Source organism: Shewanella litoralis, assembly GCF_009828585.1.
Classification (GTDB): domain Bacteria; phylum Pseudomonadota; class Gammaproteobacteria; order Enterobacterales; family Shewanellaceae; genus Shewanella; species Shewanella litoralis.
Genome location: NZ_WSRZ01000015.1, coordinates 17,080 through 41,279, shown reverse-complemented (window position 1 = coordinate 41,279; position 24,200 = coordinate 17,080). Strand labels below are relative to the sequence as shown.

At 41.9% G+C, this 24,200-nt stretch carries 22 protein-coding genes; 19 read left to right on the top strand and 3 right to left on the bottom strand.

Annotation, left to right across the window (positions count from 1 at the left end):
* Positions 1–4: 4 nt before the first annotated feature.
* The 8 genes from hscA to GQA99_RS12895 all read left to right on the top strand — a co-directional run bounded on the left by hscA (position 5) and on the right by GQA99_RS12895 (position 10,640).
* Positions 5–1,864 carry a Fe-S protein assembly chaperone HscA gene (gene hscA, locus GQA99_RS12930; protein ID WP_160054298.1) on the top strand — a complete coding sequence of 620 codons (1,860 nt, stop codon included), beginning with the start codon at positions 5–7 and terminating at the stop codon, positions 1,862–1,864.
* An 8-nt stretch (positions 1,865–1,872) separates the two neighbouring features.
* On the top strand, positions 1,873–2,208 hold the full coding sequence (fdx, locus tag GQA99_RS12925) for an ISC system 2Fe-2S type ferredoxin (protein ID WP_160054297.1): 336 nt from the start codon (positions 1,873–1,875) through the stop codon (positions 2,206–2,208).
* A 110-nt stretch (positions 2,209–2,318) separates the two neighbouring features.
* Positions 2,319–2,972 (top strand): TetR/AcrR family transcriptional regulator, encoded by a 654-nt coding sequence (locus GQA99_RS12920; RefSeq protein ID WP_229785893.1) that lies wholly within the window; start codon positions 2,319–2,321, stop codon positions 2,970–2,972.
* A gap of 268 nt (positions 2,973–3,240) precedes the next feature.
* Positions 3,241–3,711 (top strand): Rid family detoxifying hydrolase, encoded by a 471-nt coding sequence (locus tag GQA99_RS12915; protein WP_229785894.1) that lies wholly within the window; start codon positions 3,241–3,243, stop codon positions 3,709–3,711.
* A gap of 74 nt (positions 3,712–3,785) precedes the next feature.
* Complete coding sequence (locus tag GQA99_RS12910; RefSeq protein WP_229785895.1) at positions 3,786–5,228, top strand: amidohydrolase family protein; 1,443 nt, start codon at positions 3,786–3,788, stop codon at positions 5,226–5,228.
* A 266-nt stretch (positions 5,229–5,494) separates the two neighbouring features.
* Entirely contained in the window at positions 5,495–6,406 is a 912-nt protein-coding gene (gene rimK / locus GQA99_RS12905; protein ID WP_160054296.1) for a 30S ribosomal protein S6--L-glutamate ligase, read from the top strand.
* 123 nt (positions 6,407–6,529) lie between these two features.
* A complete protein-coding gene (ndk, locus tag GQA99_RS12900) occupies positions 6,530–6,961 on the top strand; it encodes a nucleoside-diphosphate kinase (RefSeq protein ID WP_160054295.1) in 432 nt (143 codons plus the stop codon).
* A 1,150-nt stretch (positions 6,962–8,111) separates the two neighbouring features.
* Complete coding sequence (locus GQA99_RS12895) at positions 8,112–10,640, top strand: TonB-dependent receptor plug domain-containing protein (protein WP_160054294.1); 2,529 nt, start codon at positions 8,112–8,114, stop codon at positions 10,638–10,640.
* A 96-nt stretch (positions 10,641–10,736) separates the two neighbouring features.
* Here the strand turns inward: GQA99_RS12895 and GQA99_RS20805 are convergent, their stop codons facing one another.
* Positions 10,737–11,102 carry a TraR/DksA family transcriptional regulator gene (locus GQA99_RS20805; RefSeq protein ID WP_373291435.1) on the bottom strand — a complete coding sequence of 122 codons (366 nt, stop codon included), beginning with the start codon at positions 11,100–11,102 and terminating at the stop codon, positions 10,737–10,739.
* A 137-nt stretch (positions 11,103–11,239) separates the two neighbouring features.
* Positions 11,240–12,184: a tRNA dihydrouridine(16) synthase DusC gene (dusC, locus tag GQA99_RS12885; protein WP_160054293.1), complete on the bottom strand. Its 945-nt coding sequence runs from the start codon at positions 12,182–12,184 to the stop codon at positions 11,240–11,242.
* A 352-nt stretch (positions 12,185–12,536) separates the two neighbouring features.
* On the opposite strand from dusC, the gene GQA99_RS12880 reads away from it, so the two are divergent.
* The 7 genes from GQA99_RS12880 (at position 12,537) to GQA99_RS12845 (ending at position 19,760) form a co-directional block, all read left to right on the top strand.
* Positions 12,537–12,965 (top strand): HvfA family oxazolone/thioamide-modified RiPP metallophore, encoded by a 429-nt coding sequence (locus GQA99_RS12880; RefSeq protein ID WP_160054292.1) that lies wholly within the window; start codon positions 12,537–12,539, stop codon positions 12,963–12,965.
* A gap of 114 nt (positions 12,966–13,079) precedes the next feature.
* Entirely contained in the window at positions 13,080–13,925 is an 846-nt protein-coding gene (locus GQA99_RS12875) for an HvfB family MNIO-type RiPP peptide maturase (RefSeq protein ID WP_160054291.1), read from the top strand.
* A gap of 51 nt (positions 13,926–13,976) precedes the next feature.
* Positions 13,977–14,729 (top strand): HvfC family RiPP maturation protein, encoded by a 753-nt coding sequence (locus GQA99_RS12870; RefSeq protein ID WP_160054290.1) that lies wholly within the window; start codon positions 13,977–13,979, stop codon positions 14,727–14,729.
* Between the two features lie 379 nt (positions 14,730–15,108).
* Positions 15,109–15,474: a YbaN family protein gene (locus GQA99_RS12860; protein ID WP_160054289.1), complete on the top strand. Its 366-nt coding sequence runs from the start codon at positions 15,109–15,111 to the stop codon at positions 15,472–15,474.
* Between the two features lie 132 nt (positions 15,475–15,606).
* The gene (gene apt / locus GQA99_RS12855; RefSeq protein ID WP_160054366.1) at positions 15,607–16,158 is read left to right on the top strand and encodes an adenine phosphoribosyltransferase; all 552 of its coding nucleotides are present in this window, start codon (positions 15,607–15,609) and stop codon (positions 16,156–16,158) included.
* 149 nt (positions 16,159–16,307) lie between these two features.
* Positions 16,308–19,283: a DNA polymerase III subunit gamma/tau gene (dnaX, locus tag GQA99_RS12850; protein WP_160054288.1), complete on the top strand. Its 2,976-nt coding sequence runs from the start codon at positions 16,308–16,310 to the stop codon at positions 19,281–19,283.
* A 144-nt stretch (positions 19,284–19,427) separates the two neighbouring features.
* Positions 19,428–19,760 (top strand): YbaB/EbfC family nucleoid-associated protein, encoded by a 333-nt coding sequence (locus GQA99_RS12845; protein ID WP_160054287.1) that lies wholly within the window; start codon positions 19,428–19,430, stop codon positions 19,758–19,760.
* Between the two features lie 54 nt (positions 19,761–19,814).
* Here the strand turns inward: GQA99_RS12845 and GQA99_RS12840 are convergent, their stop codons facing one another.
* The gene (locus GQA99_RS12840) at positions 19,815–20,087 is read right to left on the bottom strand and encodes a hypothetical protein (protein WP_160054286.1); all 273 of its coding nucleotides are present in this window, start codon (positions 20,085–20,087) and stop codon (positions 19,815–19,817) included.
* A gap of 377 nt (positions 20,088–20,464) precedes the next feature.
* Here GQA99_RS12840 and GQA99_RS12835 point away from each other — a divergent pair, with 377 nt between their 5' ends.
* From GQA99_RS12835 to htpG, 4 genes are all read left to right on the top strand, one after another.
* Entirely contained in the window at positions 20,465–20,962 is a 498-nt protein-coding gene (locus GQA99_RS12835) for a hypothetical protein (protein WP_160054285.1), read from the top strand.
* Complete coding sequence (locus tag GQA99_RS12830; protein WP_160054284.1) at positions 20,955–21,188, top strand: helix-turn-helix transcriptional regulator; 234 nt, start codon at positions 20,955–20,957, stop codon at positions 21,186–21,188. Before GQA99_RS12835 ends, GQA99_RS12830 begins: the two co-directional genes overlap by 8 nt.
* Before the next feature lie 151 nt (positions 21,189–21,339).
* Complete coding sequence (gene recR, locus GQA99_RS12825; protein WP_160054283.1) at positions 21,340–21,939, top strand: recombination mediator RecR; 600 nt, start codon at positions 21,340–21,342, stop codon at positions 21,937–21,939.
* A gap of 291 nt (positions 21,940–22,230) precedes the next feature.
* Complete coding sequence (gene htpG, locus GQA99_RS12820; protein WP_160054282.1) at positions 22,231–24,144, top strand: molecular chaperone HtpG; 1,914 nt, start codon at positions 22,231–22,233, stop codon at positions 24,142–24,144.
* The last annotated feature ends 56 nt before the right edge of the window (positions 24,145–24,200 follow it).

Below are 24,200 nucleotides of genomic sequence, written 5' to 3'. Positions count from 1 at the left end.
CACTATGGCACTGTTGCAAATTGCAGAACCTGGCCAAAGCGCCGCACCGCACCAACACCGTTTGGCTGTGGGTATCGATCTTGGCACTACAAATTCATTAGTGGCGACAGTGAGAAGTGGCCTTGCATCGACTTTAGCTGATGATCACGGTCGTCATTCTTTACCGTCGGTTGTGCATTACGGTAAAGACACCGTGCAAGTCGGCTATGATGCCCAGGCTAAATCAGCGTTAGATCCGCAAAACACCATCGTATCGGTTAAACGTTTCATGGGCCGCAGCCTGGCTGATGTGCAATCGGGTGTACATAAACTCCCTTATGCATTACACGCTAGCGAAAATGGTTTACCTGTGTTTAGCACACCTACAGGGCCTGTGAACCCAGTGCAAGTATCGGCAGAAATTCTTAAGCCACTAATTGCTCGTGCAGAAACAACACTAGGCGGCGAGTTACAAGGTATTGTGATTACTGTACCCGCTTATTTTGATGATGCTCAACGTCAAGGCACTAAAGATGCGGCTGAATTATTAGGTGTAAAAGTTTTACGTTTGTTAAACGAGCCTACCGCAGCGGCAATTGCTTACGGATTAGATTCTAAGCAAGAAGGCGTGATAGCCATATATGACCTAGGTGGCGGCACGTTTGATATCTCTGTGCTGCGTCTAAACCGCGGTGTTTTTGAAGTACTCGCAACCGGTGGTGATTCTGCGTTGGGTGGTGATGACTTTGATCATTTGTTAGTGAGCCATTTACAACAAGTGTGGGATATTACTGAGCCTAACAATCAGTTGGCGCGTCAGTTATTAATTGAAGCACGTAGAGTAAAAGAAGCCCTAACAGAAAACGATAGCACAGATGCTAGCGTTGTGATTGATAATCAAACATTAACCACTTCAGTTGAAAAATCGTTATTTAATGAACTGATTGGCGCATTAGTTAAAAAGACTATTAGCAGTTGTCGTCGTACGCTTCGTGACGCCGGTGTTAGTGTTGATGAAGTGATTGAAACCGTGATGGTCGGCGGCTCAACGCGCGTACCTTTAGTGCGTGAGCAAGTGGAAGCTTTCTTTAAGAAAATGCCACTGACCTCCATTGACCCTGATCGCGTTGTCGCTATAGGCGCTGCGATCCAAGCTGATATTTTGGTGGGTAATAAACCAGAGTCAGACTTGTTATTGTTAGATGTTATTCCATTATCGCTTGGGGTTGAAACCATGGGCGGATTGGTTGAAAAAGTCGTGACCCGTAACACCACGATTCCGGTCGCACGCGCACAAGAGTTTACCACGTTTAAAGACGGCCAAACGGCGATGGCTTTTCATGTGGTACAGGGCGAGCGTGAATTGGTGGAAGATTGCCGTTCACTCGCACGTTTTACGCTACATGGTATTCCGGCTATGGCCGCAGGCGCTGCACATATTCGTGTGACATTCCAAGTGGATGCAGATGGATTGCTCAGTGTCACAGCGATGGAGAAATCCACCGAAGTGAAAACCACCATTCAGGTTAAGCCTTCATTTGGTTTGTCTGACACTGAAATTGCAACCATGCTAAAAGACTCAATGAAGCATGCAAAAGATGACATTATTCGTCGTATGCTGGCTGAGCAAAAAGTAGAAGCGGCGCGAGTGATAGAGTCATTAAATGCCGCATTAGGCAAAGACGGTGATTTACTTGATGAGCAAGAGCGTAAGCAGTTAACAGACGCTATTGCGTTACTTGATGTTACCGCACAGCAAGATGATGTTGATGCCATTGAGAAAGCTATTGCTAATCTCGATGATCAAACTCAAGATTTTGCGTCACGACGCATGGATAATTCTATTAGAGCGGCGCTAAAAGGGCAGTCGGTCGATAACATATAGGTGAAATAATGCCACAGTTAGTATTTTTACCCCATCAAGAGCTTTGTCCAGACGGCGCAGTACTTGAGGCAGAAGTAGGTGAGACTATTTTAAACGTTGCACTGCGTAACGGCATTCACATCGAACATGCATGTGAAAAGTCATGTGCCTGTACGACTTGCCACGTTATTGTTCGTGAAGGCTTTAACGAGCTTGAAGAAAGTGACGAGCTAGAAGACGATATGCTTGATAAAGCTTGGGGTTTAGAACCTGAAAGTCGTTTATCTTGCCAAGCTAAAGTGGTTGATTGTGACATGGTGATTGATATCCCTAAATACACTATCAACATGGTTAGCGAAGGCTAAACCGCGCAGTAAACTAAAAAAGGGTAATGATAATGTCATTACCCTTTTTTGATCTTATCGGCAGTTAACGGTTGCTGTTTGACGCTAAATTTCGCATTATCTGTGCTCTCATGTTGCTGTCAGTACTGTTTATTATGCCTGAAACTACGATTTTTAAACCGAAACAAAAACGAAGCCAAGATACTCAGCAAAAGTTGATTGATGCATTACACCACTGCTTACAAGATAAATTTTTTGAACATATCAGTATTAAAGAATTGGCAGAACACGCAGGTGTTTCTGTAGGAACCTTTTATCGTCGTTTTAAAGATAAAGAATCATTACTGCCATTGTTATATCAAGATTTTGGCCATGATCTCGACGTGTGGGTGAGCCAACTTGAACAACGAACCTCAACAGACTTGACGCAAGCCTTAACCCTTATCTGCCAACAGATATACCAATTTTTATGTGATCGGCAAAGTGTATTCCGCACTTTACATCTCAATTCGCGCTTGCACTCTGACATTTTAGCATCGGATAAATTAGTTAACCGTGAAGTGATTTATCAGCGTATTTCGGCACTGATATTACGTTACCATGTCGAAATAAACGCTAAGAATAAAGCACAATCTGCTGATTTAGCTGTGTTTATGATGATTTCGACTTTATTAGATAAAGTGTTATATCCCACCTTAACGCCGGCATTAGCCAGTCAATTATCTTGCGATGCTTTTGCCGCCGAATTGCCTAAAGTGTTACTCGCCTACCTAAGATCGGTTTAAGCTTTACTCGCCAAACTTGCCCATAGTGAGTTAATCGCCAGCTAATCGCTAACTCAATCTACAATGCCTGTTTGCATTATTTGTGTGTCTCGCGTAGATTATGTGAATCAGAGTTCGCATAATTAATGGTGATTAGTTACCTTGCTTTACTAAGAGGTGTATCGATAGCGCTGACATGGCTCCTCTAACATTATGGCTTTTCTAACACTATGGCTCCTCTAACAACATAGCCTATACGAATAACATGACTCACCACAAAGAGGCAAAAATGAAACAATCACCATTGGCAATGACGTTGTTAAATGTCGCTACAGTCATCTTGCTTAGCAGTATGACGCAAGCTGTTGCAGCGCAGGTTACGAAACAATCTGTACAGTTTACCAATCACAGTAAAGCTAACTCATTGCCTTTTTCAGAGGCAGTACAGGTCAATAATACCTTGTATCTCTCTGGTCAGATTGGCTTTGATAGCCAAACTAAACAATTGGTTACTGGTGGGGTTGAGGCTGAAACAAAAGCTACCCTGACTAATATTAAACGTACGTTGAATCAAACCGGTTATCAACTCAGTGATGTGGTTAAGTGCACCGTTATGTTGGCGGACATCAATGATTTCGCTAAATTTAATCAAATCTATCAACAGTTTTTTAGCTCGCCTTATCCTGCCAGAAGTACTTTTGCGGTCAGTGGATTAGCGCTAAACGCTCAAATAGAAATTGAGTGTATCGCTGCCAAATGAGGTTAATTCACCACTTTGTCTTTTTTGGCTACAAGGATTAGTAGCCTCATTTTTTTATTGAATAGGAATGCGCTATGTCTATGCCATCTTTTAGTCAAAAGAACATTATTGCAGCAATGCTCGGTAGCTTAAGTCTATTTAGCGTGGCAGCGTCTGCTCAAACAGTGATAACGCCTCAAAAAAGTCCGTTTATTGCCTATGATCAACCGACAATCGCTATAGTGGGAGTCAAACTAATTGATGGTACTGGCGCTAAAGCTAAAACCAATCAAACCGTGATTATGGAGCAAGGCCAAATCACTTATGTTGGCGATGCGAGTAATGCAGATATCGCCGCAGGTACCACGATTATTGAAGCTGCCGGTAAAAGCGTGATTCCAGGGCTTGTGATGATGCACGAACACATGTTTTATCCTACCGGTAAGGCTCAGTACACCGAAATGCTTTACAGCTTTCCCAAATTGTATTTAGCTGGCGGGGCAACAACAGTAAGAACGGCTGGCACTACAGCGCCTTATGGCGACTTAAATGTGCGTGATGCGATTATGCAAGGCACCACTTTTGGTCCGGACATTGATGTTACCGCGCCATATTTAAACGGCCCAGGTTTACCCATTTTGAAACTTAAATCGTTACGCGATGCTGAAAATGCCAAAAAGATGATTGATTATTGGAGCTATGAAGGTGTCACATCATACAAAGCCTACATGCAAATTAGCGAGTCTGAACTTAGCACCGTGATTGACCTCGCACATCAGCGCCAGCAAAAAGTCACTGCGCATTTATGTTCTATTACTTACAGAGAGGCCGCCGATTTAGGCATAGATAATTTAGAGCACGGCTTTTTTGCGGCCACTGATTTCGTTAAAGATAAAGTCGCAGGAGAGTGCCCAAAAACGGCCCATCAATCATTAGTCGATTTAGACATTGATTCACCTGAAGTGGTTAATCTGATTAACCATTTAGTCGATAAGAAGGTTGCGCTGACTTCAACGCTAACCGTTTATGAAACCTACACTAAAGGTCGACCTAAAGCTTATCCGCTGGCGTTAGAGGCACTCATTCCTCAACTTAAAACCCATTACGAAAATAACTGGCAAAAGATTGCTCAGCAACAAGATGCGACATGGCCAGTGGTGTTTGAAAAAATGCGTAAGTTGGAGAAACGGTTTGTTGAAGCCGGCGGTTTATTAATGGCAGGAACCGATCCCACAGGCTTTGGTGGTGTTGTTGCTGGGTTTTCTAACCAGCGCATGGTTGAATTGTTAGTTGAGTCTGGTTTTAGCATTGAACAAGCAATTAAAATATCGAGCTTAAATGGAGCCATTTATTTAGGCAGAGATAAATCAATTGGCTCGGTGGAAGTCGGTAAGCGCGCAGACTTAGTGTTAATTAATGGCGACCTAAGCCAGGACACCAGTGCTATTCAGCAAATGCAATATGTGTTTAAGCAAGGTGTAGGGTATGACTCTACGGCGTTAATTAATGCAACAAAACAGGTCGTTGGAATGCATTAGCAGTAAGCTGCTGGCACAATAAACAGACTCAACAATCTCTTTTTTTGTGCCAGCGGCATGATCTATTCTCTATTGCTTGCCACGTTATTAAGACTTATCTACATCAGGGTTCAGCTTCTAAACTTGCCTTTTAGCCAACAATGATTAAGCACATTCAAGATTATTTTTACGCTAATTTTGAGCAGGTTAATTATTTATACCACCAGTCATTGATTTTAAATAAACTCAGCGTATGATGCGCGAAAATTCCTATTTTGGAGCACTCTGTGCGCATCGCAATACTGTCTCAAGGCCCGCAATTATATTCAACTCGTCGCTTAGTCGAAGCTGCTGTCGCCCGCGGACATGAAGTTAAAGTTATCAACCCATTAAAGTGTTATATGAACATCAACATGACTAAACCTAGCATTCATATGGCGGGTAAAGATTTAGGCCATTTTGATGCCGTGATCCCACGGATTGGCGCCTCGGTGACTTTTTATGGTTCTGCAGTGTTGCGTCAATTAGAAATGATGGGTGTTTACTCTGTAAATAGCTCAATTGGTATTGCTCGCTCACGTGATAAATTACGTTCGATGCAACTATTGTCGCGCAAAGGAATCGGTCTACCGATTACTGGTTTTGCCAATAAACCGAGTGACATTCCTGACTTAATTGATATGGTCGGCGGAGCGCCATTAGTGGTTAAACTGCTCGAAGGCACACAAGGCATTGGTGTGGTACTTGCTGAAACCCGTAAAGCAGCAGAAAGTGTACTAGAGGCCTTTATGGGCCTTAAAGCTAACATTATGGTGCAAGAATACATTGCCGAAGCCCAAGGAGCTGATATTCGCTGTTTTGTCTTAGGCGATAAAGTGATTGCGGCCATGAAGCGCCAGGCAAAACCGGGTGAGTTCCGTTCAAACCTACACCGCGGCGGCAGTGCGACTTTGGTTAAGCTTTCACCACAAGAGCGCTCTGTTGCACTACGTGCAGCTCGTACAATGGGATTAAATGTTGCTGGCGTTGATTTATTGCGTTCGAACCACGGTCCAGTGGTGATGGAAGTCAACTCTTCACCAGGACTTGAAGGTATTGAAGGCGCAACTCAAAAAGATGTTGCGGATGCGATTATCTGTTTTCTTGAAAAAAACGCCGCTAAAGTGAACAAGCAAAGCAAGGAAATTGCCGCTTGTTAATATAAATGACGTAAACAAATGCTCAAATGTTACTGCGGTTGCTGATAAAACTAGGCTTTTTCAGTTTAATTACGTATAATCCGCGCGAATTTTTTAAACTTGCTCACATTAAGGAAGCTAGTTATGGCGATCGAACGCACATTTTCTATTATCAAGCCAGATGCAGTTGCTAAAAACCACATCGGTGCAATCTACAACCGTTTTGAATCAGCGGGTCTTAAGATCATTGCTTCTAAAATGGTACACCTTTCTAAAGAACAAGCTGAAGGCTTCTACGCTGAACACAGCGCACGTCCTTTCTTTGGTGCTTTAGTGTCTTTCATGACTTCTGGTCCAGTAATGGTTCAAGTGTTAGAAGGCGAAAACGCTGTTCTTGCTAACCGCGAAATCATGGGTGCTACTAACCCAGCTGAAGCTGCTCGTGGCACTTTACGTGCAGATTACGCGGCAAGCATCGACGAAAACGCAGTTCACGGTTCTGATGCTGTTGAATCAGCAGCACGTGAAATTGCTTACTTCTTCAGCGCTGAAGAAGTGTGCCAACGCACTCGTTAATCTTCACTTAGAAGATGATAAAAGGAGCCTCATGGCTCCTTTTTTGTATTTAAGAGTAACAATGAACATTTGAATTCTATCGCTCAGCTATCAACTTTTTGTTATCAAGCCCCTATATTCATCACTCCAATGCAGCATTCATACCATTGCGGGTTAATAAATGATGACCAGCGAGAGCTTAAGCCCTTTTAACACTCACCTGATAAGGATAGCTCAGTAGCTTTTGCTATTTGAAAGGGAACAACCATTACTACATAGCGACGCCTTAATCAAAAACCGCTGGATGCATTCTGAGTGGTCACTTGTTAATTTAACATCTAATGACTAGCACCCAATAGTTAACAACTGTATTGAGATTCAGTTTGATGATGCTTTGCCTTTTCTCGCAGTTGATCTTTGAGTTTCGTGCTCACAAAGGCGCAGTGATGTTTAAGTGTACAGTTGAGCCGTTCAAGTCGCTGCCTTAGTTACCATGATCTATTTATTCTTAACGAGATATTTTACCATTAAATGTTATCAAATTGTTTTGTTTAACGTGTCAGTTTTTGAGCGATAAACGAGCAGAACGTTGAATGTTGTGAGGTTAATTGCTGTATTTATACACGATTTTATAACTGTTTTTGACCGTTTGAATAAGCGGTTTGCAGTATTTATTAACATATTTTGAATAAAAATAAGCGTATAGAATACGTTTAAGTTCTTTTGTGAATAAATAATCAGTGTCTCAGAGAGACAAATTTGCTGTTTTTTAGTTCAAATAAATAATAATTTAATTAAATTTACAAAATAGTAATAGATGCATTTTGTGATTAAATGTATCTATATTGTTTTAAATGTTGATTTTTTGTTTTTTTAAGATCCTTTATTTGTGTTTTTGTGGTTTTTTATTTGTATTGATTTCAATTTATTTAAATAACATAAAAACTACAAGATAAGCTTTTATTAATTAATTGATTGATTTTTATGAGTAAAAATTTAGTCAAATTAATTATCTCTTTTGGTTTTTTTTATCATTTTGTTTACATGTTGCCGTTGTTGACGAAAGGTTTTTTATTCATTAATAATGTTTTTGGTAATTGACTAGTTCGATTATTAATAATTAAAAATATAACAACTTGTTTTATTTAATTCCAAGAATAGGGAGCTTTTCATGAGTTCAGTAACATTGACAGCTAAAGCGATTCGTCGCAGTTTATTAGTTGTAGCAGCAACAAGTGTGGCAACGACAGGTTTGTTTTCTTCAGCCGTTATTGCTGCCGACGAGCAGAAAGTTGAACGGATCGAAGTCACCGGTTCACGTATTCAACGTCAAGATATGGAAACCGCTTCGCCTGTAACCGTCATCTCATCTGAAGCCATCCGTGCAGAAGGTTTCACATCAGTTGACCAATTACTGCAAGCACAAACCTCAATGGCGGGTGCCGCGCTAGGTTCAAGCTCAAATAATGGTTCAGACGGTGTTGCACAAGTTGATTTACGCGGCATGGGTTCACAACGTACGTTAGTGTTATTAAACGGCCGTCGTATGGTTAACTCTGGTTCAGGTGCTGATAGCTCTGTTGATTTGAACTCTATTCCAGTTGCAATGATTTCACGCGTTGAAATTTTAAAAGATGGCGCATCAGCTGTTTACGGTTCAGATGCGATTGCTGGTGTAGTTAATATTATCACCAAAAAAGATTTCGAAGGATTCCAATTAGACCTCAACGGAAGCACTACTAGCGAAAGCGACGGTGAAACTGGAGAAATGAGCGGTTTATATGGATTTAACACTGATGGCGGTAATTATACGTTTGGTGCAGCTTATTCTAAGCGTGAAAGTGTTATTCAATCAGACCGTAGCTGGACAGAGCCTGGTTATAGCTCATTCTTGCCAACAGGTTCATTAGGCAGCAAAGTGCAAAATGATGCTGGTGAATGGGTAGCACGTAGCACTGGTTACGATTACACCACAAGCAGCTATTACCAAACACCAAACGAGCGTTACAGCTTGTTTGCTAATATGGTTCAAGAATTAGATAACGATTTAGTACTAACAGGTGATGTGCTTTACACCAAGCGTAAGTCTGATCAACAACTTGCTCCTCAACCTGCTGACGTAATGTTAAACGTATGTGGCGCTGATGGTGTTGCTGCTGGCGCATCTTGTATTACGCTGAGTGATGCAATGGTAGCCGGTGGTATCGCAGCAGATGATACTGGTCGTGTTAACTACCGTCGTCGTACAACAGATGCAGGTCCTCGTATTTACTCTCAAGACACTGATACATTCCGTATCTCTGCTGCATTAGCAGGTGAGCTTGATATTAATACTGGCATGAACTGGGATCTTGCTTATACCTACGGTAAAAATAAAGCAGACTCTAGTGTTGATAACTCTATCAATGCAACAAACTTAAAAGAATCAGTATATGCGAATCAAGATGCTTGGTTCAGTGGTGTACCATTAACGGGTGATATCGTTAATGATATTAGTTTTACTGACAACGCGAATGGCGGCAATGAGCAACACACAGTTTCTGCAGGCCTAAACGGTGATTTGTTTGATGTAAGCGCAGGTACTGTTGCATTTGCTATTGGTGCTGAATACCGTTACGAAAGCGGCTATTACAATCCAGATCCAGTGACTGTTGCCGGAGACAGTACAGCTGCACAACAAGATGCGACCGATGGCGATTACAATGTCATTTCTGTATTCCAGGAAGTGAGCGTACCTTTCACTGACAAGCTTACTGGTGAATTTGCTTTACGTTACGATGATTACTCAACTTTTGGTAAAGCGTCAACGTGGAAAGTCGGTTTAACGTATGAAGCAACCGATGATTTAATGCTTCGTGGTGTTGCTGCAACCGGTTTCCGTGCGCCGAGTATCAGTGAGCTATTTGGTGGTGACACCGGTTCTTATGACTACTTAGATGATCCATGGGGTAATGCCCAAGATCCGCAAATCCTAGTACGTTATACGTCTGATGATGATCTTAAAGCAGAAGAGTCAGACTCATATACTGCTGGTGTAGTTTATTCTCCAAGTTATGTTGACGGTTTATCGTTAACGCTTGATTACTGGCGCTTTAAAGTCACTAACGCGATTACTCGTTTAGATGTTCAAGCGGGTTTAGACGAATGTTTTGCTAATGCATCTGCTGCAGCATGTGAAACGTTCAATATTGGTGCTAATGGTGATTTATCTAATCTTACTAACTCGTTAACCAACGTAGGTAGCCAAGATACCAGTGGTGTAGACTTCAACTTAGCGTATAACTTTGAAGCGTTATCGTTAGATTGGAAAATCAGCAATGACACAACTTACCTGCTGAACTTTGAGCAAGAAGGTAACGATTACACCAACTATATCGACGGTAACTTTGGTGCTTATGCCGAAGTGCGTAACAACTTTAGTATTCAAGCTGGCCAAGATAGCTGGAATGTTAACTACTTCAACCGTTACATTGGTGAAATGGACGACCTAGGTACTGGTGATAAAGTTGACGCAGTGCTATACCACAACATCGCAGGTACTTACTTCGTGACAGACATGATCACCCTAAGCGCTGGTGTGAAAAACTTCACAGATGAAGAACCATCAACCGTTTCTAACGGAAGTGATGGCGGTACAGTACCAGAAGTGTATGACACCATTGGTCGTCAATACTATGGTGGTGTAACCGTTAAGTTCTAATACGTGCCACAATAATGAGTGCTAAGTCGTGCTCATTTTGCGTGATAAAAAGCCTACAGAAATGTAGGCTTTTTGTATCTGTCAGTTGATAGATGTTTAGTGATTTAACCTAAGTTCTAACCTATGTTCATTGAGATATTTCTGCTGACAGTTGCTGCAGCGTTGCTCTGTAGGATCTTGTTGTAATCTGCTTGTTTCAATGTCCATTTCACAGTCAGAACATAGACCATAGAGACCGAGATCGAGTTGGCATAATGCGGCATCGAGCTTCATTAATCGAGCAAATAGATCGGTGTTGGTAAGCTTGACTTGTGACAGGTAATCAATAACATCCCCGAGTGCTGCTGCATGTGCGAGTGGGCTCGCATCGGGTGAAATATCCTTGGTAATTAGCAATAACTCGTACCTCAATTTGAGTTCAAGTTGTTGTAATTTTTGCAGTATGTCCTGATAGTTGTGCAACTGAAATAACCTTTGCTGATAATGTCACTAGAAATTCTATTCTAGGCACAAAAAAAACGCAGGTTATGACGAAGATCAATTCTAAGGTAGATTTTTGCTCTCAGGCGGCAAAAGTATGCCGCCTGAGACGATAAACATTAGCGTAATGACTGATGAGCCTGTTGCAGTACTTTGACTATCTCTTCGGTGGTTTTGTACACCCGTAATTCACGGAATAGTGTATCCGCCTCTGGATATTGACGATTTAAATAGCTAAACCATTGTTTAATTCGTGAAGGATAATAATCTGATTTCCGGCCACTGAGTTCTTTCTCTGTGTAACTCATCAATAATGATAACGTTTGTAACCAGGTATAGGGCGTTGCACCGGTTTTGATGGTATCACCTAAATTGGGTAACGAAATTGCGCCGCGGCCAATCATGACACTGTCACAGCCAGTGACATCCATGCACCGTTGAGCATCTGCGGCATTCCAAATTTCGCCATTAGCGATAACGGGGATAGGTAAACGTTTACGTACCTCAGTGATGTATTCCCAGTAAGCAGGTGGCTTATATCCGTCTGTTTTGCTGCGCGCATGAATAGCTAATTCAGATGCACCAGCTTCGTACACGGCTAAAGCGTTTTCCATAAATAAGGATTTATCTTCGTAGCCTAGGCGTATTTTTGCGGTAACGGGTTGCTCGCTTGGCACCGCATCACGCATGGCCTTAACAATCTTGTGAATGTTTTCTGGGTATTGCAGTAATACTGCACCACCTTTACTCTTATTGACCGTTTTAGCTGGGCAGCCAAAGTTAGCATCAACACCATTAGAGCCTAATTCAATCGCTCTGATGGCATTTTCGGCCATCCAATCAGGTTCTTGCCCCAATAACTGCACACGCACAGGGGTACCTGAAGGTGTTAATCCGTGATTGAGTAACTCAGGGCACAATTTGTAAAAGACTTTCTCCGGTAATAACTGATTTACCACTCTTACAAACTCAGTGACTACTAAATCAAATGGGTTAATGGCAGATAAAATATCACGCATATGGTCATCAACCACACCTTCCATCGGAGCTAAAATAACGCGCACAATACACCTTGCTGAATAAAAAAGTGCGCTATTTTACCGTGTTTATCAGTCGATAACAGCATTAAGCATCATTTTAACTGCCTAAGTTGGTTAGCAAACTCACTTTATGATTATTTATCATCAGGATAGTCGATAAATAGCTTGTGTTTAAACTCCCTCAGGTACTTCTGGTATTGTTGGTTTTGTGTTACGTTAACTGCGTCCTAGCCCAATTTTTTATTACTTATCGTGAAGTTTTTCACACTTTATTATTTATTTTGAAATAAAAGTCACTGAGCGCAGGTCTCTTTATGCAAGCCGGCAATACTGTTGGTCACCATTACATAATCAAGACACGAGGAAGATAAAAATTATGAACTCAATCAAACAAACTACTGTAGCTGTTGCGTTAGGTGCTGTTGTGATGACTGCTGGTTTTGCTGCTGAAGTACAAGCTAACCCTTTTGGATTTGAACAATTAACTTCTGGCTACCAATTAGATGGTGGTGAAGGTAAGTGCGGCGAAGGCAAATGCGGCGGCGACATGAAAAAGTCTGCTGAAAAAGCGGCTGAAGGAAAATGCGGTGAAGGCAAGTGCGGCGGCGACATGAAAAAGTCTGCTGAAAAAGCGGCTGAAGGAAAATGCGGTGAAGGCAAGTGCGGCGGCGACATGAAAAAGTCTGCTGAAAAAGCAGCCGAAGGCAAATGTGGCGAAGGTAAGTGCGGCGGCGACATGAAAAAATCTGCTGAAAAAGCCAAAGAAGGCAAGTGTGGTGAAGGCAAATGTGGTGGCGCTAAGTAATCGTTAATCAATATTAACCACAATGATTAGATATTACTTCGGTTTATCTGACACAATTAAGGCCTGAGTTTCAGGCCTTAATTTTATCTCGAATTTAGGGTTTAAGGACGCATTATGTCTGCACTACAACATCTCCCGTTAAGCCACGCGAGTGTCGGTTTAGGATTACGTCGTGAAATGCTCGATGAATTTTGCCAACATGTACCGCAGGCCATTAACTTTTTTGAAGTTGCCCCCGAAAACTGGATGACATTAGGGGGAAAATTTGGTCGTCAATTTAAGCAGCTAACTGAGCAACATCGTTTTTTTTGTCATGGTCTATCGCTCTCTATTGGCAGTCCAGCGCCATTAGACGCTCAATTCGTCCAAAATATAAAACGTTTTTTAGACAGTCACAGCATTGACGTATATTCAGAACATTTAAGTTATTGCTCTGGAACTGGGCACATGTACGACTTGATGCCGATACCATTTACCGAAGAAGCCGTGATCCACACAGCACAACGTATCAAGCAAGTTGAAGATATTCTCGAGCGTCCTTTTATTCTTGAGAATGTATCATTTTATGCAGCACCCGGGGCGCAAATGAGCGAACAAGCTTTTGTGAATGCGGTATTGCACGAAGCCGATTGTAAGCTATTACTCGATGTTAATAACATTTATGTTAATTCAATTAATCACCAATATAATGCCAATGAATTTCTGGCCGCGATGCCAACAGAGCGTATCGCCTATTTGCATATTGCTGGCCATTATGACGAAGACGTCGATTTAAAGGTCGATACTCACGGGGCTGACGTGATTGATCCTGTATGGGCTTTATTAGAGCGATGTTATCAATTGCACGGTGTTCACCCGACGTTGCTCGAACGAGATTTTAATATTCCTAAAACAGAAGTTTTGCTCAACGAGATAAACCAAATTCATCATTATCAACAAGATGCTCTATTACAGAAATAAAGTAGTTTGAGTCAAATCGTGGTTGTCGCTGTTATTATTGAGGAAACTGAAATGGGATTTATTGACGTACAGCAGCAGTTTATGGATTACATTCGCGATCCCAGTCTACCTTTGCCTGACGGCATAGAAGCACGGCGAATGACAATATACCGAGAGCTGTTTTTTAACAATATTTCTGGCTTTGTCTCCAGTGCCTTCCCGGTATTAAAAAGCCTATACTCTGCCGAAAAATGGCAGGCGCTCGTGCAGCAATTTTTTGTTGAACATGATTGTCAAACTCCGATATTTGTCGAAATAGCTGCTGAGTTTTTGGCATTTTTACAGCACCAATACACGCCATCTGAACATGACCCCATTTTTATGCTGCAACTGGCGCATTATGAATGGTTAGAATTGTGCGCCGCCGTGGCACCTGACACAGCCGCATCGCAGTTATTAGGCAGCGATATACAAGATAAACCTTTAGGGTTAGCCGCCAGTGCTAAGGTTGCTCAATATGGGTTTGATGTTCAACACATTAGCGTCGATTATCAGCCAATAGCGCCAACGGCTCAAGCTCACTTTTTTTGTGTTTACCGCGACAGTGAAGATGAAGTGGCATTTTTACAACTTACGCCATTAAGTGCGCAAGTCTTAGCTCATATCGAAGAAATGGGTCGCGCTCAACAAGCGGTTAATGTTGAAAACATTATTGATTGGCTTAGTGAACATTATCCGCAAATGACCAAGGATGCCTTATTTTCTGGCTGCTTACCTTTATTGCAGCAACTCGCACAGAAGGGGATTGTGGTAGCGGCCAATTAATTTAGTAGGCTTAGTAATTTTAAGGTTTTTATTTTGTAAAGATGTGTCTAAAATAAGCCACTTTTTGTGATCGGCTTCACGTCAATATTGCTGATTAACTCACTTGTTAATCACATCATTGAACGACTTAAATAAGCCATTGCAGTAAAAATATCACTTTAATCTAGGAATTATCATGAGTCAGCCGTTTAAAGACCCGTTTAACATTGTTTATTTTATTGGTTTTATTTTGGTTTTATTAATTCCGACATTACCAGCAAGTCTTTCATGGTTGAAAGTGTCAGGATTAATTTAACACTTATTTCAGAATAATCTGTCATGATATTGCCTTACTAAACCACTCTGATAGAGTGGTTTTTTGTTTATGGCGAGGGTAGTTATGGCGCTAAAACGCGGCTTTTTTTTGATTATAGGTTTATGCAGCCTAATCCTAGGCTTAATGGGCATACTGTTACCGTTATTGCCCACGGTGCCGTTTATTTTGTTATCGGCATTTTGCTTTGCCCGTTCAAATGATCGCTTACACCATTGGTTAGTGACACACCCTTGGTTTGCAGAAGGGATCAATCAATGGCAGTCAAAAAGAGCTTTGAGTCGGCCTTTAAAACGCAAAGCCATGTTAATGAGCTGCTTAAGCTTTTGTGTCAGCATTATCATAGTGCCACTTATGTGGGTTAAAATAATGTTGTTCAGCATGATGCTCGTTTTGTTGTTTTTTTTGTGGCGGATCCCAGAGTTAGAATAATAAATCGCCAGTTAATGCATGACAGTTGCAACTGAGATTAAACGGGCATAAGATCACCTCAGTATTTTTATCAGAGTCCACCAATCACGTGGACTTTTTTATTGCTCAATCACTTTTAAACAGAGTTAACTAATTATGATGAACCAAGACAGTTTAGCGCTTATCAAGAACAGCATTAAAACCATTCCTGATTATCCAAAGCCAGGCATAATGTTTCGTGATGTCACCAGCTTGTTAGAAAGCGCTGAAGCGTACAAAGCAACCATTGCTATTTTAGTTGCTCACTACCAATCAAAAGGTTTTACCAAAGTGGTTGGCACAGAAGCGCGTGGTTTTTTATTTGGTGCGCCATTAGCTCTTGAGCTTGGTGTTGGGTTTGTTCCTGTGCGTAAGCCTGGTAAATTACCACGCGAAACCATTAGCCAAACTTATGAATTAGAATACGGTAAAGATACCTTAGAAATTCATACCGATGCGATAAATGCTAACGATAAAGTGCTAGTGATTGATGATTTATTAGCCACTGGCGGTACAATCGAAGCAACGGTTAAGCTTATTCGTCAGCTCGGCGGCGAAGTGGCACACGCAGCATTTGTTATTTCATTGCCTGAAATTGGCGGCGAAAAGCGTCTACAAGGTTTAGGGATTGAAGTATTAAGCTTGTGTGAGTTTGACGGCGAATAGTTCGGTTAAAATAACTGCCAATTTATTAAGCAGTTAACCGCGTTAGCAACCATCAAATGCCCGCTCAACAATAGCATGCCAGGGCGTGGCATGTTATTGTTATCCCCTTTAATGGGATTGACTCCCGATAGCTCTCTGTGGGGAATTTCATGTCTTATCAAGTGCTCGCCCGCAAATGGCGTCCAGCAAAATTTGAACAAATGGTTGGTCAGTCCCATGTACTCATGGCACTCACTAATGCATTAAGTCAGCAACGTCTTCATCATGCTTATTTGTTTACCGGAACCCGTGGGGTCGGTAAAACCAGTTTGGCGCGCCTGTTTGCCAAAGGGCTAAACTGTGAAACCGGCGTCACCGCTAATCCTTGCGGTGAATGTTCAAGCTGTATTGAAATTGCTCAAGGGCGTTTTGTCGATTTAATTGAGGTCGATGCGGCGTCGCGCACCAAGGTGGATGACACCCGCGAATTACTCGATAACGTGCAATATCGTCCATCGCGTGGTCGGTTTAAAGTTTACCTTATCGACGAAGTTCACATGCTGTCGCGCAGCAGTTTTAATGCCTTGTTAAAAACCTTAGAAGAACCCCCTGAGCACGTAAAATTTTTGCTGGCGACCACAGATCCACATAAATTACCGGTAACGGTATTGTCTCGTTGTCTGCAATTTAATTTAAAGAGTTTGTCGCAACAAGAGATCTGCAAGCAACTCGAGTACGTGATTACTCAAGAGCAATTGCCTTTTGAACCTCAAGCATTAAATGTATTGGCTAAGGCGGCTAATGGCAGTATGCGCGATGCATTGAGTTTAACCGACCAGGCCATTGCGTTTGGTAGCGGGCAGGTGATGCTTGAGCAAGTACAAACCATGCTCGGTAGTATTGATGAGCAACATGTTATTGCGCTATTAAAAACCTTATGTGATGCCGATGTCGGCCCATTAATGCAAATGGTGGCAAAAGTGTTAGCCTTTGGCGCCGATGCTGAAGAAGTGTTGCGTAGTTTGCTAGAGTTACTGCATCAAATCACTTTAACCCAGTTTGCCCCCGCCGTTGCTCAACAGTCTCTGTTCAGTGAGCAAATTTTAGCCTTTGCCCAGCAATTATCGCCAGAGCAAGTGCAATTGTATTATCAAATGTTACTCAATGGCCGTAAGGATTTAGCTTTTGCGCCAGATCCAAAATCAGGGCTGGAAATGGCATTGCTGCGTGCGGTAGCTTTCACGCCTGAAAAACAAGTCAAACGTTGGGTAACAACTACGCCAGCGGTAATTGATTTAGCACAAACGCACGAGGTCACAGATACAAGCCCAAAGCTTAAAGATTCAGTATCCGTTAGCCAAGCAACGCCAAGTGAAGCTCCAGCATCAATGCCATCGGATGTTACACAAGCCAATGCAAGCCAAGTCTTGGCAACCCAACATGATACTGAATTAACCCTAGCAGATTCGAGTGATGCTGCTTCGCCTGACGATGACACGGTGCAAAGTGAGTTAAGCGATGATGAACTCGATAATACGCTTAGTGATGCCGATGAGGCCACTGATGCTGCATTAATAGCGGAGCAACATGTGTTATTGAGCCAAGCTGAGAGCTTTGGTTTTAATAATAATTCATCCAGTAAAACGGATCCGCAATCTGCAGCTTTGCAAACGATAGGGCTTGAGCCTGTTACGACAGAGATTGACCTTGCTGATGCTGATCAAGACGCTAGTGTTCAATCTACATCTACATCTACATCTACATCTGCAGAAGAGTCGGACTCCTTCAGTAATACCACAGAGCCGAGCGACGTTTTAGGCGTTTCTGTTGATAACGCAGTCAATGATTCACTTGATAGCACTTCAAATAGCTCATCAGACGATCCTTTTGATGGTTATTCGTTTACTGATTACGATCAAGACAGTGAATATCAACCTGCTGATCATGACGATTATATGACATTTTCTGCCCAGTCAGAGTCTTCATTACAGTCACAGCCGTTGCATGAGCCATTTGAACAAAAGAGTACCTCTGGTGAAGCGTCATCGTCTGATATCGAGCAGGTAACAGCGGTGAAATCAGACGAAGACACAGCAGAAAACCAAGAAGATGCGTTAGATTTTTTGAATGTGGTACTTGCCAGTCGTGACTCATTAATCGCCGATGTCGGTGCGTTGCAACAAAAAGAAGCTGAAGCAGCCAAAACGCCGCTTGCCAGTAAGTCAGCTAGCATGAGTAAAGTGCCTGCTGCGCCGAAACGCTTTGCGACTACAGCTGAATCATCTCCAGAGCCTTTGACTGATCCATCGCTTGACTCATCACTTGAGATGTCAGTCGAAAATACACCGATTGAGCATCATCAAGCTACTGTTTCTGCGTCGGTAATTTTAGCTGATACAACGCCTGATGATGGCTTAAGAGCTCTAGACTCGACAAATGTCAGCACAACTAACCGTACCGCCGAGACTACAGATACTCAATATGACAGGCCGCCTTGGAAAGAGCCTGCAGCAGATGAGACATTCACTACGTTTAATGATTTTGCTCAGCAACAGGCCGCACAATCTGCCCAAGTCGGCGCAGCAAAAAAGCCAACCGCGAGTGCGTTAACGGCGTCACCCTCCGCAATAATTGCAGAGCCTTTAACTCAATCTGCAGAGCCTAAAGCAGCCAATGCAATAGTGCCTTTTACTCCACATAGTATTGAAGGTAATGAGCTTGATTTACATTGGTATAAAGTGATGACAAATGTGTCTGTAGGAGGCCGTGTTAGGCAGTTGGGCGTTAATTCAGTGTGTCAGGCATTAACTAATCCATTGGTGTTGGTATTAAAACCAGATCAAAAACACCTTTCAGCGCCCATTGCGATAGATCAATTGCAAGTTGCGTTGACCGATTATTTACAGGAACCAACCGAGGTTCATATTCAAATTGGTATTGTTCCAAAGCGTGAAACACCGTTAGAATTACGTAAACGATTTCATCGCGAGTTGATTGCTCAAGCTGAACAATCAATTTTGCAAGATGATAATACTCAATGGATGATCCAACGATTATCTGCCCAATTAGACAGTGATAGTATTGAGTACCCGCCTGAGCAATTGGCGCAAATTGCCCAAGATATTGCTCAAATAACGGCTCAATAATGATTAATAAAGGGTAATTTAGGTTGAAATGAACATATCTTCATCTCAAAAATGCTCAGCCTAGATTGCCAATCGATTTTATTTCAGTAAGATTAGCGCCATTATGGCGACGTGCTAACAATCCTAATTAGAGAGAGACATGCTATGTTTGGTGGAAAAGGCGGTATGGGCAATTTAATGAAACAAGCCCAAATGATGCAAGATAAAATGGCAAAAGTGCAAGAAGAGATCGCACGCACAGAAATGACGGGTGAGGCAGGTGCTGGCTTGGTTAAAGTCACCATGACAGGTAACCACAGTGTGCGTAAAGTTGAAATCGATCCAAGCTTAATGGAAGATGACAAAGAAATGCTTGAAGACTTGATTGCCGCGGCCTGTAATGATGCAGCACGTCGTTTAGAAGAAAATCAAAAAACTAAAATGGCTGAAGTAACCGGTGGTATGCAATTACCACCAGGAATGAAAATGCCGTTTTAATCGTTGTTGTTAACAACAAACAAAAAAGCTCAAGCATTATGCTTGAGCTTTTTTTTAGGCGTCTGAGTCAATTGGTACAGGGGCTAATACCACATAGCCTTGTGCTTGATAGTCATTAATGCATTGCTGAAATTTATTTTCGAGTTTGATTTCATCAAAAAAGCCCAAGGCATACGAGTCACATTTCACTTTCATTTTTTGATCGTTAATCAAAATCGCTTCTTTCTTTAATTCTGCAAATCCCATTGCATACGCAATGTCGACAAACTTGAGATTAATTAGATAACCAAGCGCCACTGCGACAATGATAATAATCAACTTTTTCATAATACATCCTTAATATTCTTAATGATTCCATGAGTTAATCAGTGAGCGTTTACTGTTCAATTTAGTATGTTGCACTATCACTGGGTATAAAACTAGTAAGCAATCCTTATGCCAAATAAAAGCATCATAAAAATCAATCTCTTATTGAAAATTATTGCACTGTCGATGGTTTACTTTGCGAGTATATGGCTAATCTGACCAATTATTTTGCTAAATGTGTGACGGTTTTTTGGTATTTTTAGCCGCTATCTGTGATCAAAACTTCAACCTAAAGTATCTAATTCTTAACTCGAGGTTAAAAATGTTTGACATTGGGTGATGGTGGATTATGATAAGTTAAGTTAAAAATTTTATACATCAAGTATCTTGAGGTTAACATGAATAATAAACAGAAGTTGATTCAATGGTTACAAGAGACCAGTTTTAGAGAAGTGACATTATCAGTCGATTTTATCGTGACCGGGTATATTAGTTACTTTTACCTAAGTCAGTTGCTTAATGCCACACCAGAGCAACTCGCCTCCATAGAGTGGCTTTCTACAGTGCTACTTGAGGTGATTGTTTATTCTATTGTTTTGATGGTGGTCAGTTATATTGCATTGGCGTTTATCAGCGACGATGAATTATCTCGGCCAATGGATGTGAGAGAAAAGCAGATTAATTTAGTGGGCTACAAATACAGCGCCATCATTTTACAAGTCGGGGTGGTTTTAGCCTTATTTCAATATAATATCGCCGCCCAGGATTTCGAGTTTATGCAATCAAGCGTGCCGCATTTACCGTTACACATTTTAGTTGGGGCTTTCTTAGCGGCGGAGTTAGCACATTATGGTGTGCAGTTGTACAAGGGCCGTTCTGGAGATATTTATGAGTAAGCCTGATGACAATAAAATCGGGATTTCGAACTCAATTCGCACCCTACGGTTTTTAAATAATGAAATGACTCAAAAGCAATTAGCTGAACACATTGGTGTTACTCGGCAAACCGTTATGGCAATTGAATCGAATAAATACTCGCCGACACTTGAGGTGGCGTTTAAAATCGCAGAAGTGTTCAACTTACCGTTAGATAAAGTATTTAGTTACCGTTCGGATAAATAACTCGATGATCAAATATGCTTCTTAAAGGATTAACCTTTGCATTCACGCTCAGCTCAGACAATAATCGCACAGCATTGTCGTCCAGTGAATGTGTTTTGGGCAGTGTCGATGGTATTACAATTAGATCAGTCATTAAGGTATTCGCAATTTTATGAAGTTTAGTCCCTTGCTCGATGAGTTAATTCAATCTTTACGTGGTTTACCTGGCGTAGGCCCTAAATCTGCGCAGCGTATGGCATTTCAGTTGTTAGAACGTGAACGTAAAGTGGGTTTAAAATTAGCCGAGTCATTACAAAAAGCCATGTCTGAAGTAGGGCATTGTCAAAGTTGCCGCACCTTTACTGAGCAAGAATTGTGTCCTATTTGTGCAAGTCACCGCCGTGTTAATGCCGGTATCATTTGCGTGGTTGAAACACCTGCAGATGTGCTCGCCATTGAAGCCGGTGGTCACTTTACAGGACGTTACTTTGTATTACTTGGGCATTTATCGCCACTTGATGGTGTCGGCCCAGAAGAGCTAGGTCTGGCACTGTTAGAGCGTCATTTAGCGTCAGATGATGTCAGCGAACTTATTTTAGCCACCAATCCCACTGTAGAAGGGGATGCGACAGCCCACTTTATTGCTGATATGGCCAGACGTCACAAAGTGATTATTAGCCGTATCGCACACGGTGTCCCCGTAGGCGGCGAACTTGAGTATGTCGACAGCACCACGCTAGCCTTGTCATTTAATGGCCGTATTCCGCTTTAATCGCTCATATCTGTGTTAACGGTTCATAAAACTTTTGTTTGCCTGCCAATCACAGATTGGCAGGCATTTCCCGTCAATATTGTCTCTCTTGCGAGCATACTGTCATCAATTTTTATTCACAAAATACTTTTAGAGTCGATAAACACGGATTGTTGCGGAAATATTGAGCAATAAAATCCAACAGCCCTTGAAAACAGTTTAAAGCCCCCCATTTCTTGGTTAACGAAGATTTTTACACGAGTGGATAGTTCAACTCGTTTTGTATTAACGTAACACCAAGGGAAATTATTCATGTCTCAACAAGAAACTCATGGCTTTCAAACCGAAGTAAAACAACTATTGCATTTGATGATCCACTCTTTGTATTCCAATAAAGAGATTTTCTTACGTGAATTAGTCTCAAATGCCGCCGATGCTGCTGACAAATTACGCTACCTTGCATTAACCGACGATGCACTATACGAAGGTGACGGTGAATTACGCGTACGAGTGAGTGCAGATAAAGAAAAAGGCACGGTTACTATTTCTGATAATGGTATCGGTATGACCCGTGACGGCGTTATCGAGCATTTAGGTACCATTGCCAAATCAGGCACAAAAGATTTTTTCAATAATTTATCTGGTGAAGCATCAAAAGACTCACAACTAATTGGTCAATTTGGTGTTGGTTTTTACTCTGCATTTATCGTGGCCAAAAAAGTTGTCGTGCGTACTCGTGCTGCCGGCCATGCGGTAAACGAAGCGGTATTGTGGGAATCAGAAGGTGAAGGTTCATTTAACGTAGAAACCATCACTAAAAACACTCGCGGTACTGAAATCACTCTGCACCTTCGTGACGAAGAAACTGAGTTTGCAGATGAATACCGTTTACGCTCAATTATTTCTAAATATTCAGACCATATTTCTATTCCGGTAGAAATGTTTGAGGCAGGCCAACCAGAGTCAGAAGGTGAAGACGGCGAAAAGATTGCTGCCACTGAAGGGGCTTGGAAACCAATGAACAAAGCCACCGCGCTTTGGACACGCAATAAAGCTGATATTACTGACGAAGAATATCAAGAATTTTATAAGCATATTTCACACGATTATGCCGATGCCCTTAAATGGTCTCACAACCGTGTTGAAGGTAAGCAAGAATACACCAGCTTAGTTTATATTCCTGCTAAAGCACCGTGGGACATGTTTAACCGTGACCACAAACACGGCCTTAAACTGTTTGTACAACGTGTATTTGTGATGGACGATGCTGAGCAGTTCATGCCTACTTATTTACGTTTCGTAAAAGGCTTAATTGACTCAAAAGACTTACCGCTAAACGTATCGCGTGAAATCTTGCAAGACAACCAGGTGACCAAAAACTTACGCCAGGCGTTAACCAAACGTGTGCTGGGTATGCTTGAAAAGCTGGCTGAAAATGATGCCGAGAAATACCAATCATTTTGGGCTGAATTTGGCCAGGTATTAAAAGAAGGCCCAGCAGAAGATTTTGCTAACAAAGAACGTATTGCGGGTTTATTGCGCTTTGCTTCTACTCACGACAATTCAGCGGCAACTACCGTGTCGTTAGACGCTTACATTGAGCGCATGAAAGAAGGTCAGGATAAGATCTACTTTATTGTTGCCGACAGCCATGACGCCGCAGTAAATAGCCCGCACCTAGAGCTGTTACGCAAAAAAGGCATTGAAGTATTATTGATGTCTGAGCGTATTGATGAGTGGTTAATTAATCACTTAACCGAGTTTAAAGGTAAAAAACTGCACTCGGTGACCAAAGGCGACCTTGAATTAGGTTCACTAGAAGATGAAGCGGATAAAGAAGCCCAAGATAAAGTGGCAGAAGAAGCTAAAGGCCTAGTTGAACGCATTAAAGCGGCATTAGCCGACAAAGTGTCTGATGTAAAAGTTACCTCGCGTTTAACTGACACTCCAGCGTGTGTAGTGACGGGCGATGGAGAAATGTCGACGCAAATGATTAAATTGATGCAAGCTGCAGGGCAACCTGTGCCAGAGTCAAAACCGACATTTGAAATCAACCCAAGCCACCCATTGGTTGAGCGCTTAAACAACGAAGCTGACGAGCAGTTATTTGCTGATTGGTCTAACTTGTTATTACAACAAGCGTTACTGTCAGAGAAGGGCAGTTTGTCAGACCCGTCTGCGTTTATTAAGCTCACAAACCAGATGCTAATGGCCAGTTTTAAATAAGCTAACCTAAACAGTAAAAGCGGACACTCAGTCCGCTTTTGTTTTTGGATGATACC